The organism is Chryseobacterium sp. X308 (assembly GCF_020733145.1).
Lineage (GTDB): Bacteria > Bacteroidota > Bacteroidia > Flavobacteriales > Weeksellaceae > Chryseobacterium > Chryseobacterium cupriresistens.
Map to the genome: position 1 here is coordinate 1 of NZ_JAJFZH010000044.1, position 14,122 is coordinate 14,122.

General features: G+C 35.7%; 17 protein-coding genes. All 17 read right to left on the minus strand.

Annotated features, from left to right (window positions below; translation table 11 throughout):
• Positions 1-51 precede the first annotated feature (51 nt).
• The 17 genes from LIV57_RS22485 to LIV57_RS22565 all read right to left on the minus strand — a co-directional run bounded on the left by LIV57_RS22485 (position 52) and on the right by LIV57_RS22565 (position 14,061).
• On the minus strand, positions 52-1,431 hold the full coding sequence (locus LIV57_RS22485; RefSeq protein WP_227944398.1) for a dipeptidase: 1,380 nt from the start codon (positions 1,429-1,431) through the stop codon (positions 52-54).
• 157 nt (positions 1,432-1,588) lie between these two features.
• The gene (locus tag LIV57_RS22490; RefSeq protein WP_227944399.1) at positions 1,589-1,861 is read right to left on the minus strand and encodes a hypothetical protein; all 273 of its coding nucleotides are present in this window, start codon (positions 1,859-1,861) and stop codon (positions 1,589-1,591) included.
• Positions 1,862-2,000: 139 nt separating this feature from the next.
• Complete coding sequence (locus tag LIV57_RS22495) at positions 2,001-3,146, minus strand: class I SAM-dependent methyltransferase (protein ID WP_227944400.1); 1,146 nt, start codon at positions 3,144-3,146, stop codon at positions 2,001-2,003.
• Positions 3,147-3,357: 211 nt separating this feature from the next.
• Positions 3,358-3,741: a GxxExxY protein gene (locus LIV57_RS22500; RefSeq protein ID WP_227944401.1), complete on the minus strand. Its 384-nt coding sequence runs from the start codon at positions 3,739-3,741 to the stop codon at positions 3,358-3,360.
• Between the two features lie 57 nt (positions 3,742-3,798).
• The gene (locus LIV57_RS22505) at positions 3,799-4,239 is read right to left on the minus strand and encodes a DinB family protein (RefSeq protein ID WP_227944402.1); all 441 of its coding nucleotides are present in this window, start codon (positions 4,237-4,239) and stop codon (positions 3,799-3,801) included.
• Positions 4,239-5,402 (minus strand): methylmalonyl-CoA mutase family protein, encoded by a 1,164-nt coding sequence (locus LIV57_RS22510; protein WP_227944403.1) that lies wholly within the window; start codon positions 5,400-5,402, stop codon positions 4,239-4,241. The genes LIV57_RS22505 and LIV57_RS22510 overlap by 1 nt, the downstream gene beginning before the upstream one ends.
• 102 nt (positions 5,403-5,504) lie before the next feature.
• The gene (locus LIV57_RS22515; protein WP_002979124.1) at positions 5,505-5,861 is read right to left on the minus strand and encodes an FtsB family cell division protein; all 357 of its coding nucleotides are present in this window, start codon (positions 5,859-5,861) and stop codon (positions 5,505-5,507) included.
• Positions 5,862-5,864: 3 nt separating this feature from the next.
• The gene (gene udk / locus LIV57_RS22520; RefSeq protein WP_002979122.1) at positions 5,865-6,479 is read right to left on the minus strand and encodes a uridine kinase; all 615 of its coding nucleotides are present in this window, start codon (positions 6,477-6,479) and stop codon (positions 5,865-5,867) included.
• Between the two features lie 210 nt (positions 6,480-6,689).
• Positions 6,690-6,995, minus strand: a complete 306-nt coding sequence (locus tag LIV57_RS22525) for an ATP-dependent Clp protease adaptor ClpS (RefSeq protein WP_099049883.1) — start codon at positions 6,993-6,995, stop codon at positions 6,690-6,692.
• Positions 6,996-7,005: 10 nt separating this feature from the next.
• Positions 7,006-8,364: a hemolysin family protein gene (locus LIV57_RS22530; protein ID WP_227944404.1), complete on the minus strand. Its 1,359-nt coding sequence runs from the start codon at positions 8,362-8,364 to the stop codon at positions 7,006-7,008.
• A gap of 268 nt (positions 8,365-8,632) precedes the next feature.
• Positions 8,633-9,496, minus strand: coding sequence for an ATP synthase F1 subunit gamma (gene atpG, locus LIV57_RS22535; protein ID WP_227944405.1), 864 nt, complete (start codon positions 9,494-9,496; stop codon positions 8,633-8,635).
• Between the two features lie 76 nt (positions 9,497-9,572).
• Positions 9,573-11,150 carry a F0F1 ATP synthase subunit alpha gene (atpA, locus tag LIV57_RS22540; RefSeq protein ID WP_227944406.1) on the minus strand — a complete coding sequence of 526 codons (1,578 nt, stop codon included), beginning with the start codon at positions 11,148-11,150 and terminating at the stop codon, positions 9,573-9,575.
• 16 nt (positions 11,151-11,166) lie between these two features.
• Positions 11,167-11,706 carry an ATP synthase F1 subunit delta gene (gene atpH / locus LIV57_RS22545; protein ID WP_227944407.1) on the minus strand — a complete coding sequence of 180 codons (540 nt, stop codon included), beginning with the start codon at positions 11,704-11,706 and terminating at the stop codon, positions 11,167-11,169.
• Positions 11,707-11,708: 2 nt separating this feature from the next.
• Positions 11,709-12,206 (minus strand): F0F1 ATP synthase subunit B, encoded by a 498-nt coding sequence (locus LIV57_RS22550; RefSeq protein WP_047429825.1) that lies wholly within the window; start codon positions 12,204-12,206, stop codon positions 11,709-11,711.
• Positions 12,207-12,290: 84 nt separating this feature from the next.
• Positions 12,291-12,485, minus strand: a complete 195-nt coding sequence (gene atpE / locus LIV57_RS22555; RefSeq protein WP_002979108.1) for an ATP synthase F0 subunit C — start codon at positions 12,483-12,485, stop codon at positions 12,291-12,293.
• Between the two features lie 47 nt (positions 12,486-12,532).
• Positions 12,533-13,630 (minus strand): F0F1 ATP synthase subunit A, encoded by a 1,098-nt coding sequence (gene atpB, locus LIV57_RS22560; RefSeq protein WP_110010270.1) that lies wholly within the window; start codon positions 13,628-13,630, stop codon positions 12,533-12,535.
• A 59-nt stretch (positions 13,631-13,689) separates the two neighbouring features.
• On the minus strand, positions 13,690-14,061 hold the full coding sequence (locus tag LIV57_RS22565) for a hypothetical protein (protein ID WP_041461471.1): 372 nt from the start codon (positions 14,059-14,061) through the stop codon (positions 13,690-13,692).
• Between the last annotated feature and the right edge of the window lie 61 nt (positions 14,062-14,122).

Here is a 14,122-nt window from a genome sequence, read left to right on the forward strand (position 1 = left end):
ACAAAACCCCCCACCAACAAATGGGAAAAAGAGACAGGTATTATTAATCAATTACTTTGAATAATTCTCAAAGAACAATGGAATACTTTCAATCCCTTTATAGAAATTGAACAGCCCATAATGCTCGTTAGGAGAGTGGATCGCATCAGAATCCAATCCGAATCCCATCAATACAGATTTAGCTCCTAAAACCTGCTCAAACATGGCTGTAATCGGAATACTTCCTCCTCCTCTGTATGGAAGCACCTCTTTTCCAAACGCAGATTCCATTGCCTGTTTTGCAGCAGCAAATTCTTTTGTATTGGTTGGTAAAACGTAAGGCATTCCTCCGTGGTGAGGAGTTACTTTTACTTTTACCGTATCCGGAGCGATTTTTTCAAAATATTTCGTGAACTTTTCCGTGATTTCCTGAGGGGTCTGGTAAGGAACCAAACGCATTGAAATTTTAGCAAAAGCTTTTGAAGGAATTACAGTTTTAGCTCCTTCTCCTGTGTAACCACCCCAGATTCCGTTACAGTCTAAAGTAGGACGGATAGAAGTTCTTTCTAGAGTAGTATATCCTTTTTCACCTTCGATATTGCTTAATCCGATTGATTTCTTGAATTCTTCAGGATTATCTTTCAATTTGTTCATTTCAGCTCTTTCAGCATCTGAAACAGTTTCTACATTGTCGTAGAACCCATCAATAGTGATATGACCGTTTTCATCAATCAGATTAGCGATCATTCTTGAAAGGACATGGATAGGATTTGGAACCGCTCCACCATAAAGACCTGAGTGTAAATCTCTGTTTGGACCTTCCACTTCTACTTCTACATAGCTTAAACCTCTTAATCCTGTTGTTACAGTAGGTTGTTCATTGCTGTAAATATGGGTATCGGAAATTAAGATACAATCACAAGCTAATTTCTCCTTGTTCTCGTTTACCCAGTCTCCCAAGCTTACAGAACCCACTTCTTCTTCACCTTCTAAGATAAATTTAACATTGCAAGGAAGAGCATTGGTTTTCATCATAGCTTCAAAAGCCTTCAGATGCATGAAGAACTGTCCTTTATCATCAGCGGAACCTCTTGCGAAGATAGCTCCTTCAGGGTGTAATTCAGTTTTTTCAATATAAGGCTCAAAAGGTGGCTTTGTCCATAATTCCAGCGGATCTGCCGGCTGAACATCGTAGTGTCCGTATACCAATACTGTAGGTAAGCTTTTATCTAAAATTTTCTCCCCGAAAACAATTGGATATCCCTTTGTCTGGCAAACTTCAACATTGTCAGCTCCAGCATTTTTAAGGTGTGCCGCCACTACATCTGCACATTTCAAAACGTCATCTTTATACGCCGGATCCGCAGAAATAGAAGGAATTCTCAATAACTCAAATAATTCATCCACGAAACGTTGTTTGTTTTCGTTGATGTAATTTAATGTCTCTTGCATTGTAAAAATTTATTTTGTTAAAATTAAAAAAAATGCCCGGCAGGGACAAACAAAAAGAAAGGATTTTCCCAATCTCATGCTAATGAACCCCATAGCCCTCTTTTTAATAAAAAAATGCCCTGCAGAAACAGGGCACTTATATATTTTGTACTTCTAATTAGTGTTCAGCTTTTGGAGCTTTATCAGCTTCAGCAGGTTTTGCAGCAGCAGTACTGTCTGTTTTTGGAGCAGCAGCTTCTTCAGGTTTTGCAGGAGCTTCTTCTTTATGCTCAGCAGCAGCTTCATGTCCGTGAGCTTCTCCCTGAGGAGCGTCAGAATATCTTTCTACTCCTTCTTCAAGTTTCAAAGTAGCTTTGTTTCCTCCTTGCGGAACTTTTTTACAGCTTACCGCTACAGTTGCAATCGCTAAACAGATAACTAATTTTTTCATATGTAAAATTATTTTTTTTAAAGGTAATATGGAACCGTGCTATTTTCAATCTATTCTGACCCTCCAAACAGCAAGCGATTACATGCTTCAATTTTTGATTGCCCAAAAGTAAGAAATCCTGCTTTTTTCGGCAACATTTTTATACTGATTTTAATATTATTTTCCCTTTTTTGGATTGGGTAAAAATAAGATACTGATCTCCTCCGTCTTTTAAACCGTATTTCTTTTTGATTTCTTCAGGTTTTAAAGGGTAGTTTTTTGCAATGATATTAAACTGTCCTTTCTTTTTAATACTTTTAGAATCAACAGATTCCATTTCCAAAATCCTTCCCGGAAAATTTTCAATCTTTTCAGTAGAAGTGTAAAGATGGCTGTTGGGATGAAGTTTTTTCAATCCGAATTTCAGGGAAATCAAATTAAAAGCTCCCGCCTTCAAAATAGAATGATTGGGAATATAAATGTATTTTTCCGGTTCAGAATATTCCGATTCCGCAGTTTCTTCTTCCCCAAATCTGAACGTAAAAGTCTCTTCTCCGCTTTCAAGGTTCACACAGTTGCAGATAATGCCATCCGTATTTTCGCCGGATAAAAAGATTACAACTTCTTTGACATCATTTTTGAGGGCAATAACATCAATTCTTGCAATACCGGGCAGCACAGAGACAAGATATTTAAGATCAATAAGAGGCGACAGTTTAATAACTACCTGACCGGAAATAGCCCGTAATTTTTCCTGAATTTCAAGAATATCAGGTGACAGGTCTTCTAAAAGAAAAACTTTGTTCTTTTGCTGGTCTCTCCTTGCCGGATCAAGATAAACAACATCGAAATATTCCTGATTTTCATCCAGAAAATCTTCGAGTTTTCTGTTGACAAATTTTGCCTTACGGCCCAGGATGTTCCAGTTATTTTCAACAATATTTAAAAGCACGGTATTTTGTTCTACCAAAGTGATATCGTCAAAATTTTGGGAGAGATAATAAGCATCAATACCAAAACCGCTTGTAAGATCAATGAATTTCTTTCCTTTCAGAGTTTCAGATTTATAAAGCGCTGTTTTTTCTGATGATGACTGTTCCAGATTAAGCTGTGGCGGAAAAAGAATGCCTTCTTTCAGGAGAAACGGAAATTTCCTTTCTGCCACCTGTTTTCCTTTGATCTGCTGTACGATTTCCTGCATGGAAACCTCCGGAAAAGGGGATTTTTTCAATAATAATGTATGTAAATCTGTTTTCAGATTTGCACTGATGTAGTTTTGGATTTCCTTATTTATTAATTTAACCACAGATGACACGGATTTTCACAGATGTTTATGTTTTATTTATTTAAGTAATTTTAAATATTTGAATTTATTCATTCTTAACCGCATAAAAAAATCTCCATAGATGCTTAATGTTTCATTTTACGTAACAGAATACCCATAATCATTAAAAGTTAAAAAAAATATGTGCAATCATCTGTGAAAATCTGTGCCATCTGTGGTCCATTTTGGAATATTAGTCTAAATTCCCTCTTACTTTCCGAAAAATACTTTTACTGATAAAATCAGTATTAAAGTTTACCAAAATTCCTAATTTCAATCCTGTTAACTTTAAATAGGTTAACAACTGTTGATGATGAATATTTGCTATTTCCGTTACGGCTTTTATTTCTATAATAATTTTATCTTCAACAATTATATCGGCAACAAAACCAGAATCAATAATAATATCCCTAAATTTAACCTTCATCGGAACCTGAGTCTTCACTTTTAAACCATTATTTTCCAATTCGCAAGCCAGAACCTTCTCATAAACTTTTTCCAATAAACCTGGTCCAAGTTCATTATAAACAGAAAATATAGATTTTCTGATATAAAAACTTATCTCATTTTCTTTCATAACATTTGCATTTTGTGTTTCATAAATCTACACAAAATCTTGTTAGAAATGATCAAATTATCTCTTATAAAAAATATAATCAGCCGCTACCGGAGTTATACCGTTTTGCTTAAGCAAAGAATTGATTTGTCCTCTGTGATACGTGGAGTGATTGACGGCATGAAAAAGCATTTCAAAAATAGTGTTTTCAAACTTTGTCCCTCTTGAATTCTGATATTCTATTCTTTTATCCAAATCAAGATTACTGATAATGTCAATACTTTTAAGAAAATTCTTATGATTAATCTCCTCCAGGGATTCAAAGGGATTGATCTGCCATACTTCAAAGGTTTCCTCTCCTAATATCCGGGCATTCCAGATCTGTTGTGCATTAAGGGTATGATTTATCAAACTGATCGTTTTATCGTTAATAAGCTCTCTGTTTTCAGAAATAACTTTAATCATCTCAGCGTTAAAATGATGGGTATATTCAAATAAATCTATCAGTTTTTCTTTCATTACTCAAACATTTCAGCCCAGCGTACTGCTTTTATTTCTTTTTCGTTGTAAAGCTCAGCAACAGACTTTTTAACTTCTAATTTAGGATATAAATTTACTCCGATCAGCTTTATTTTCCCTTCTTCAATCCATTGCTGCTCTTCAATCGCATGATCATAGATTTTTTTCTGAATAACTCCCTGTTTCAACAGCTCAAGATATCCGCCAGCTTCTTCAATCTCAACAAATAAAGTCCATGCTTTTTCTGCGAACTGCCGGGTGATATCTTCAATATAATAACTTCCGTTAGAAGCATCTTCAAATACATTGATGATACTTTCATACGCCAGAACTATCTGTTGTTTGAAAGAAATTTCTTCCGAGTTATCCGTACTTCTGTCTACAAGATAATTGTTTGAGAAAACAGCGTCTGCTCCGCCAATCATGGCAGAAGCAAGCTCCAACGTAGAACGGATCAGGTTATTTTCATTATCTGAAACGGCTTTATTTCGTAACGAAGTTTCAGCAAAGATGTAAGGAACTTCATCCAGTCCGTATTCTTTTGAAAGCTGGTTGAAAATAATCTTAAAAGCTCTCAGCTTAGCCATTTCAAAGAAATAACTTCCTCCAACAGCTATTCTGAAAATCAGTTTATTTAAAATTTCAGCTCCATAAACTTCTGCTAACTCCTTAGCCTTTGCAAGGGCAATTGCAAGCTGTTGATAGATGGCAGCTCCGGCATTCTGATGCAGTGAAATATCTACGCAGATATTTCTTTTAAAATCTTTTGAAAGTAATTCTTTTACCAGCTGATCATCAATACTTCCTTCTTTTTCATTAAAAACATCAATCAGTGAAAAATACTGGTCTTCTTCTTTAGGACTGATGTGCCCTGCAAGATCTTTATTATTCACAAAAATGGTTTTCTGATCCAGATTTTCTACATTCTGATCCAGCATAAATGCAAATACTTCTTCTTCCAGACTTTCGTGGTATCTTGCAACCAGATGGGTACTTTCTTCAACTCTTGGCAGGTTTACCAAAGGCTTCTGAACTTCAGTGTAAAAAGGCTTCACTTCTATTCCTTCCAGATTCTGTTTTTCTAAAACAGGATAAATATCCTCTGTTTTAAGTTGTTTTTTGACCAGGTTTTCCCAGTTTGAAAGTATATCTGTATTTGACATTAGTTTTTTATTTGTGAATTGTTAATGGTGAATTTTGCTTTGTAAGTGAAATTTAAAACTAAAAATTCATTTCATCATCAACGAAATTCTATTCAACTTTTATTATTTTTTAGCCACTTTTGTGCTGTCTACCACCAGAATGAAAATTTCTTCATTCGGTTTTTTCATAAAATAATTTTCTCTTGCGTATTTTTCTTTTTCTGACTTGTTGTTCATCAGTTTTTTATAAAAAGCATCATTTTTTTCGTACTCTTTCTTATAGTAGTCCAGCTGCTCTTCATACTTATGAATCTCACCATTCAGTTCATTAATGACAAGAAATGAAGTTTTATCGAAAAAAATCATCCATACCAAAAACAGACAGATCGTAATGGTATACTTGTTCAAAACATATTTCTGGATAAGTTTGAATGTTTCAGATTTCGGCTGAATGTCTTTGATAAGGTTGTTTTCTTCCATTTTTTAATGTTTTTTCAACGAGTTTTTAATAACAGTAGTTAAAAAATCAATGGCTACGGAATTCTGTTTCATATTAGGTATAATAAGATCGGCCTCATTTTTAGACGGCTCGATGAATTCCTGGTGCATTGGTTTCAATGTGGTCTGATAACGGTGCAATACTTCGCTCAGATCTCTTCCCCTTTCCTGGGTGTCTCTCCTGATCCTCCTGATCAGTCTTTCGTCAGAATCTGCATGAACAAATACCTTCAGATCAAATTCTTTCAGTAATTCTTTGTTGGTCAAAACAAGAATTCCTTCTACTACCAATACGTTTTTAGGTTCTACAGTGACATGATCTCCTGTTCTGGAATGTGTAACAAAGCTGTAAATCGGCTGTTCAATCGGCTCATTGTTTTTTAAAGCTTTTACATGTTTTATCAGTAAGTCAAAGTCTATTGATTTTGGATGGTCATAGTTAAGAGCTTCTCTTTCCGTCAATGTAAGACCTTGGTTGTCGTGATAATAATTATCCTGAGAGAGGATATTCATTCCCTCAATATCAAGCTGCTGAAGTATCTTATCAACAACTGTAGTTTTGCCGGATCCTGTACCACCGGCAATTCCTATTACAAGCATTGTTTTTTTGTTTCTTTATAGTTGGTACAAATATACTATTTTAGATAAAATGTGACAATGTAAGAGTATTGAGAAATTAAAAGATTAAAGGATTTAAAGATTAAAATACATTCTGAAAACTGACAGGTCTTTATGATTTATTGGGATTACTCAACTTTCTTTTTGGGATTTAATAAAAAAAACCGACAATTCATTTGCCGGTTTTTTATTTTATACGATTTCGCTTGTTAATTCGCGCGAAATTAATTTTTCATGCATAGGCTTCAAAACATCCATTGAGCCTGTTTTTACGGTACATTTGCCTTTGTAATGAACAAGGATCGTGCATTGCTCTGCCTGTTCCAGGGTATGCTTGCATATTTCGATCAGACAGTCTATCACATAATCAAATGTATGGATATCATCGTTATGCAGTACCAGTTTATAAACTTCATCCGTATCATCCAGAACAAGTACTTCTTCTTCATACTGACGTTTTGGATTTTCGTAATCTTTTATGCTGTTATAAAAATTCATTTTTATTCTTTTAAACTTCTCCTATTTTGTCTGCCAGATTATCAATCGCATTAGGTTCCTGATAAACAAGTTCTACAAGTTCAACACTCTTGTTATTCATTTTCAGAATTTTAAAGTGATAGTCTGCAAGATCAAACTCCTGGTTTTCTTCAGGGATTTCTTCGAGCTCATAAAGAATAAATCCGGCCAGTGAGTTGTACTCGCTTTCTTCGGAAAGAGGAAGTTTTCTGGGAAGGAATTCATTGATTTCCTCCAAAGGCTGTGTAGCCTGTACCCAATAGGTATTATCCGCTATTTTATCAACGATTTTTTCTTCATCGTCTTCTTCATCCTGAATTTCTCCTACCAGTTCTTCCAGAATATCTTCCAGTGTAATAATTCCTTCAGTTCCACCAAATTCATCAATAACAATGGCGATGTGCTGTTTTTTAAGCTGGAAAGTCTTCAGTAAGTCTGAAACTTTTTTGCTTTCCACCACAAAGAAGGCATCACGCATTAAGTCTTTAAGATCTTCATGATCAAGATCTCCTTTTCTCTTCACAAATTCTCTTATAATTTCTTTTGTGTAGAAAATTCCGATCACATTATCAATAGAATCAATATATACAGGAATACGCGAGTATCCGCTGTCCATAATTTTGTTGATAATATCATTGATATCTTCTTCAAAATCAATAGAGGTAATATTCTGCCTTGGAACCATGATCTGTTTTGCAGAATGATCTGTAAAATCAAATGCATTTTTGATGATCTCATAGTTCTCTTCTTCTATCTCTCCGCTGTCTGCACTTTGCTTTACCAGAAGCTGAAGTTCTTCTGTAGAGTGAATTTCCTGTTCCGAAGCCGGGTGAATTTTCACCAGTCTTAAGAAACCATTTGACATGGAATTCATCAACCAGATAAACGGTTTAAAAATCGTATAGAAAACTCTCAACGGAACCGCTGTTGCCATTGTCGTTGATTCAGATTTTCTGATAGCGATTGATTTTGGTATAAGCTCACCAAACACAATGTGCATGATGGTAATTAATACAAAACTGGTTACCACTGAAATGGTGGTAATTGTTGTTTGTGTCAGGTCTATATTAAACGAATGAAAGAGGCTTTCAACCACGTGGTGCAAAGCACTTTCTCCTACCCAACCAAGGGCAAGGGAAGCCAATGTAATTCCTAATTGTGTAGCGGAAAGATATTCATCAAGATGCTTGATGATATGTTCTGCCTGCTTAGCCATAGAGTTTCCTTCTGCAGCTTTTAGCTGAATTTGAGAGTAACGAACTTTAACAATTGAAAATTCTGCGGCTACGAAGAAGCCATTGAGTAAAACAAGAAATAAGGCCAGCAAAAGCCTGACTATGTCCGAGTCCATTTAGAGATAATATATATTTTATTAGCTACAAAGATATGTAAAATAAAAATAACCTGAATCCGGGATAGATTATTTCGATGAAGGAATTTTCGGAAGAAAAAATGACACTATAAAATACCGCTATTTTCAAATAAAAAAAATAATTGGAACAACGACTCATTTTTCAACAGAAACGATATTTTTAAGTAGTAAATAGCAGTTTCAGCCTTCCACAAACATAAAAGCACCGATAGTTTCGGTGCTTTTATGGGTATAGTAAAATAATTCTTTATGAATTTTTCAAAGCTTCTGCTCCGGAAACAATTTCCAGGATTTCGTTGGTAATTGCAGCCTGTCTTGCTTTGTTGTAGAAGATCACAAGATCGTTCTTTAAAGCCTGAGCATTGTCTGTTGCTTTGTGCATTGCAGTCATTCTCGCTCCATGCTCAGATGCTACTGAATCTAAGATCGCTTTGAAAACCTGAGTTTTGATAGACTTTGGAATCAAATTATCCAGGATTTCAGCTCTGTTAGGTTCAAAGATATAATCCGTTTCAACCTGCGGCTCAGTATTTTCCGGCATTGAGATAGGAAGAAGCTGTTCTGTAGTTACTTCCTGAGTAGCAGCATTAACGAATTTGTTATAGATAACATACACTTCGTCAAATTTACCTTCTCTGAAACTCGTCATTACCCCTTCAGTGATATGAGCAACTGCATCAAAGTTCAGATTATCATATACAGTGCTTCCATTAGTATATACCGTACGGCTTTTTCTTACAGCATCATATACTTTTTTACCTACAGGAAGAACTTCAATCTCGTACTGAGCGTTGTTCTGAAACTGAAGGTTAAGCTCTTTTACGATAGAAGAGTTAAAAGCTCCCGCAAGACCTCTGTTTGAAGTAACAGCGATGAATAGTACTCTTTTAACCTCTCTTTTCTGAGCATATACAGAAATCTGATCAGGATCAGAGCTAGAATTTACATTCTGGATAAGCTCCTGTAATTTTTCAGAATAAGGTCTTAACATCACGATTGCATCCTGTGCTTTTTTAAGTTTCGCTGCGGAAACCATCTTCATAGCACGTGTAATCTGCATCGTAGATGAAATTGACGTAATTCTGCCTCGTATTTCTTTTAAGTTTGCCATTAATTTGGGTTCAAAGTTTAAGGTCTAAAGTTTAAGGTTTAAAACGCTATATTTCAAACCTTAAACATTGAATTTTTTAGTTGTATTTAGAAGCTAAATCGTTAGCTGCCTGCTTAAGAACACCTGTAATATCGTTATCGATTTTTCCAGCCTTGATAGCAGCCATTGTATCCGGGTGCTTAGATCTAAGGAACTCGATGTATTCGTGTTGGAATTCTTTAATCTTGTTCAATGGAACGTTTCTCATTAAGTTTTCTGTTCCGGCATATACGATAGCTACCTGACTTTCTACTGGAAGTGGTGCGTTTACCGGCTGCTTAAGGATTTCTACGTTTCTTTCTCCTTTAGAGATTACTGCTAAAGTAGAAGCATCAAGGTCAGAACCGAATTTAGCAAATGCTTCCAATTCTTTATATTGAGCCTGGTCAAGCTTCAATGTACCAGATACCTTTTTCATTGATTTGATCTGAGCGTTACCTCCTACCCTTGATACAGAGATACCTACGTTGATTGCAGGACGAACCCCTGAGTTGAATAGATCAGACTCCAGGAAGATCTGTCCGTCTGTAATAGAGATTACGTTTGTAGGGATATACGCAGAAACGTCACCAGCCTGAGTTTCGATAATCGGAAGGGCTGTTAATGAACCACCACCTTTTACGATTGGTTTAAGAGACTCTGGCAAATCGTTCATTTGCTTAGCAATTTCGTCATCAGCGATTACTTTTGCAGCTCTTTCCAATAGTCTTGAGTGAAGGTAGAAAACGTCTCCAGGGTAAGCTTCACGGCCCGGTGGTCTTCTCAATAGTAGAGAAAGCTCACGGTAAGCAACAGCTTGTTTAGATAAATCATCATAAACGATAAGCGCCGGTCTACCAGTGTCTCTGAAGAACTCACCGATAGAAGCTCCTGCCATTGCAGAATATACCTGCATTGGAACCGGATCTGATGCGTTAGCTGCAACGATTACCGTATACGCTAAAGCTCCTTTATCAGAAAGCGTTTTAACGATTTGTGCTACAGTAGAAGCTTTCTGACCGATAGCAACATATATACAATATACTGGCTGACCAGCATCAAAGAATTCTTTTTGGTTGATGATCGTATCAATAGCAACAGTAGTTTTACCTGTTTGTCTGTCACCAATGATAAGCTCTCTTTGTCCTCTTCCTACAGGGATCATCGCATCAATTGCCACGATACCAGACTGTAAAGGCTCAGTTACCGGCTGTCTGAAGATAACTCCAGGAGCCTTTCTTTCCAATGGCATTTCGTATAAATCCCCAGTAATAGGACCTTTACCATCGATTGGGTTACCAAGAGTATCTACTACTCTTCCTAACATACCTTCTCCTACTTTGATAGAAGAGATTCTGTTTGTTCTTCTTACTGTATCACCTTCTTTTACTAATTTACTTTCACCAAGTAGAGCAACCCCCACGTTGTCTTCTTCAAGGTTAAGTACAATACCTTCTACATCACTAGAAAATTTCACCAACTCTCCGTATTGTACGTTTTCTAACCCGTATACACGAGCAATACCATCACCGATGGTTAAAACTGTACCTACTTCCTCAACGTTGGATTGAGTATCGAAGTTGGCCAATTGCTGTTTTAAGATCGCAGATACTTCTGCCGGATTTATTTCTGCCATTGTATGGTTGTTTTTCTTAATTTAATTGGAAATCTTTTTTAACTTGGTTCAATTTTGTCTTCACAGACGCATCTACCTGCTGGTCACCTACTCTCAGAATATATCCTCCAAGAATTTCAGGCTTCACATTTACTTTCAGATCAAAGTTTGAATCAGCATTTACAAGATTTGTAGATCTTAAAATCTGGTCAAGGTTCTCTTTTGAAAGCGGAGTTGCTGTAGTAAGCGTTACTCTTTGTACACCACTAAGGTCTTCTACTTTGTTGATAAATTCCTGAGCAATATTTTTCAATTGGCTTTCACGTCCGTGCTTAATAACCAATCTGATCAGGTTTTGAGAAGAAACAGATAAACCTTTGAATATTTCGTTTGCTACTTCTATTTTCTTTTTAGAATCGATGTAAGGAGTAAGGAAAAATCTGTTTAAATCTTTAGATTCAGCCATTACCTTTACTACATCTTTCATTTCTGAAAATACAGTAGCCGTTTGCCCAGCTTCGTTGGTGAAGTCAAGTAAACCTTGTGCGTATCTTTTAGCTACTTTAGATGTAAGCATTCTTAGTTAAGGTTTGATTTGTTTAAATAATTTTGAACTAATTCGTTTTGAGCTTCGCTGTTATCTAGCTTTTGCTTCAAGATAGACTCGGCAATGTTTACAGATAAAGTACCAATCTGAGTTTTGATGTCTGCCATTGCAGCATTTTTCTCAGCGTTGATAGTCTGTTTAGCAGCTTCGATCATTTTGTCTCCTTCAGCTTTAGCAGCATCTTTAGCTTCCCCTACGATTCTGTCTTTAATTTCTCTGGCTTCTTTAAGGATCGCGTCTCTTTCGATTTTAGCTTCACGAATGATTCTTTCGTTATCCTCTTTTAAAGTTTCCATTTCTTTTCTAGCTAATTTAGCTTGATTAAGAGCGTCAACAATAGATGTTTCTCTGTCATTGATAGAATTTAAAATAGGCTTCCAAGCGAATTTACCTAACAAAAATAATAGTGCTAGAAAAATAACAGACTGGATAATAAATAGTCCTGATGAAAACTGATGAATTAATTCCATTATATAAATGTATAAATAATTATTACTTTTTTTTAAAGAACCATTATCTGTAACCAACCGTCACAGATAATGGTTTGAATTTAATTAGTTTACTGCGAATAGAGCAGCAAACGCAACACCTTCTACAAGTGCAGCTGCGATAAGCATAGCTGTTTGGATTTTTCCAGATTGCTCAGGTTGTCTAGCGATAGCTTCAAGAGCAGCAGCTCCGATTTTACCAAGACCGATACCTACACCTAGTACTACGATACCAGCACCTACAATTTTAGGGATTTCCATAATATATAATTTTAAAAAATTTGTTTTACTTTAATTTATAATTTCAATTAGTGAGCTGCATGATGTTCGTGCTCGTGCTCTTCTACTGCCATTCCGATAAACAGTGCTGATAACATTGTAAAGATATAAGCCTGTAGGAATGCTACCAATACTTCAAGTAAATAAATTACCAATGTAAGGAAAGGGAATGCAACACCTGCGATAAAATTCTTAAATACATAGATCAGCCCGATCAAACTCATTACTACGATGTGTCCTGCAGTCATGTTGGCGAAAAGTCGGATCATCAAAGCGAATGGTTTAGTGATTGTTCCTAATAATTCGATTGGAAGCATGATCAGTTTCATTGGAACTGGCACTCCTGGCATCCAGAAGATATGTTTCCAGTAATCTTTGTTCGCTGAGAATGTTGTAATCAGATACGTAAGGATAGCTAAGAAGAATGTCATTGTAATATTACCTGTAACATTGATTCCGAAAGGCATTAATCCAAGAACGTTAAGGAAAAGAATAAAGAAGAACACTGTTAACAAATAACCCATGAATCTCTTATACTTGTGTCCGATATTAGGAATAGCAACTTCGTCTCTTACAAAGATAATTAGTGGCTCTAAGAATCTTGCTGCTCCTGTAGGAACTACTGACTTCTTATAAGATTTAGCCATTCCAACAAATAATACAAACATAAAGATTGACACTAATAAAATAATCAATACACTTTTTGTAATAGAAAGATCTAAAGGCTTTACATTGGTAGGATGACCGTCTTCACCAAGTGTTAAAGTTCCAGCAGCATCAGTCTTATAGATTTTCTCATGGTGCAATACATAAAAAGAACCGTCTACTTCAGTTGGTTCCCCGTGCATGAACCCTTCTTTGTTACTCATAAAAGAGTGGAAACCGTTATCATAAATAATAACAGGAAGAGGAAAACCGATGTGGTGACCTTCTTTATCAACCATCAATGTGAAATCATGTGCATCCAACAAGTGATGATCGATGAACTCTTTGTTTTCTTTGCTTACTTTGTCTTTCTCTGAAAGCTCTTGAGCAGGAGCTGCCCCAGCAGCAGCCTCTCCGTGCTGTGCAGACACTAAGTTTAATACAAAAATACTGTAGAATAAAACTGCGAATTTCTTAAACATTGATAGGTTTTTTTCGTTGTGCAAAAATATGATAATTTTTCTAGTTTCAATAAATAATTTTACTGTTTTTTATCATGATTAATCAGCTTGATTGCATAGTACGTAAGCAGTGCTGTCAGGACAAAATAAGGCATGATAAAATGGAATTTGTAGCCTGGAATCACTTCAAAGTTCAGTTTTTTTCTGATTAAGTACATTAAACCGAATTTTAAAAGGATCAAACCAATAACAGACAATCCTAAAAATTCCGGTGCTACTCTATTGATTAAGATAATAAGAGTGATCATCATCATAAACATGACACTTAGAAAAAGGTAAAATTTAATGATCACTATCTCATCCAGGTGAAAAACAAATTTCCAAAGGGAAAAATGCACCAGGAAGGTCAGAAAGAATAAAACGACAACAAGAATATTGGGATTAATTTTCATTCTATATTTTAATTGATCGCAAAAATAGACTTTTTCTATCGTATTATACTATGATTTGATA

Coding starts and splice junctions, on each gene's coding strand:
- LIV57_RS22485 (WP_227944398.1), bottom strand. CDS start 1,431: ATGCAAGAGACATTAAATTACATCAACGAAAACAAACAACGTTTCGTG.
- LIV57_RS22490 (WP_227944399.1), bottom strand. CDS start 1,861: ATGAAAAAATTAGTTATCTGTTTAGCGATTGCAACTGTAGCGGTAAGC.
- LIV57_RS22500 (WP_227944401.1), bottom strand. CDS start 3,741: ATGAAAGAAAATGAGATAAGTTTTTATATCAGAAAATCTATATTTTCT.
- LIV57_RS22505 (WP_227944402.1), bottom strand. CDS start 4,239: ATGAAAGAAAAACTGATAGATTTATTTGAATATACCCATCATTTTAAC.
- LIV57_RS22510 (WP_227944403.1), bottom strand. CDS start 5,402: ATGTCAAATACAGATATACTTTCAAACTGGGAAAACCTGGTCAAAAAA.
- LIV57_RS22515 (WP_002979124.1), bottom strand. CDS start 5,861: ATGGAAGAAAACAACCTTATCAAAGACATTCAGCCGAAATCTGAAACA.
- udk (WP_002979122.1), bottom strand. CDS start 6,479: ATGCTTGTAATAGGAATTGCCGGTGGTACAGGATCCGGCAAAACTACA.
- LIV57_RS22525 (WP_099049883.1), bottom strand. CDS start 6,995: ATGAATTTTTATAACAGCATAAAAGATTACGAAAATCCAAAACGTCAG.
- LIV57_RS22530 (WP_227944404.1), bottom strand. CDS start 8,364: ATGGACTCGGACATAGTCAGGCTTTTGCTGGCCTTATTTCTTGTTTTA.
- atpG (WP_227944405.1), bottom strand. CDS start 9,496: ATGGCAAACTTAAAAGAAATACGAGGCAGAATTACGTCAATTTCATCT.
- atpA (WP_227944406.1), bottom strand. CDS start 11,150: ATGGCAGAAATAAATCCGGCAGAAGTATCTGCGATCTTAAAACAGCAA.
- atpH (WP_227944407.1), bottom strand. CDS start 11,706: ATGCTTACATCTAAAGTAGCTAAAAGATACGCACAAGGTTTACTTGAC.
- LIV57_RS22550 (WP_047429825.1), bottom strand. CDS start 12,206: ATGGAATTAATTCATCAGTTTTCATCAGGACTATTTATTATCCAGTCT.
- atpE (WP_002979108.1), bottom strand. CDS start 12,485: ATGGAAATCCCTAAAATTGTAGGTGCTGGTATCGTAGTACTAGGTGTA.
- atpB (WP_110010270.1), bottom strand. CDS start 13,630: ATGTTTAAGAAATTCGCAGTTTTATTCTACAGTATTTTTGTATTAAAC.
- LIV57_RS22565 (WP_041461471.1), bottom strand. CDS start 14,061: ATGAAAATTAATCCCAATATTCTTGTTGTCGTTTTATTCTTTCTGACC.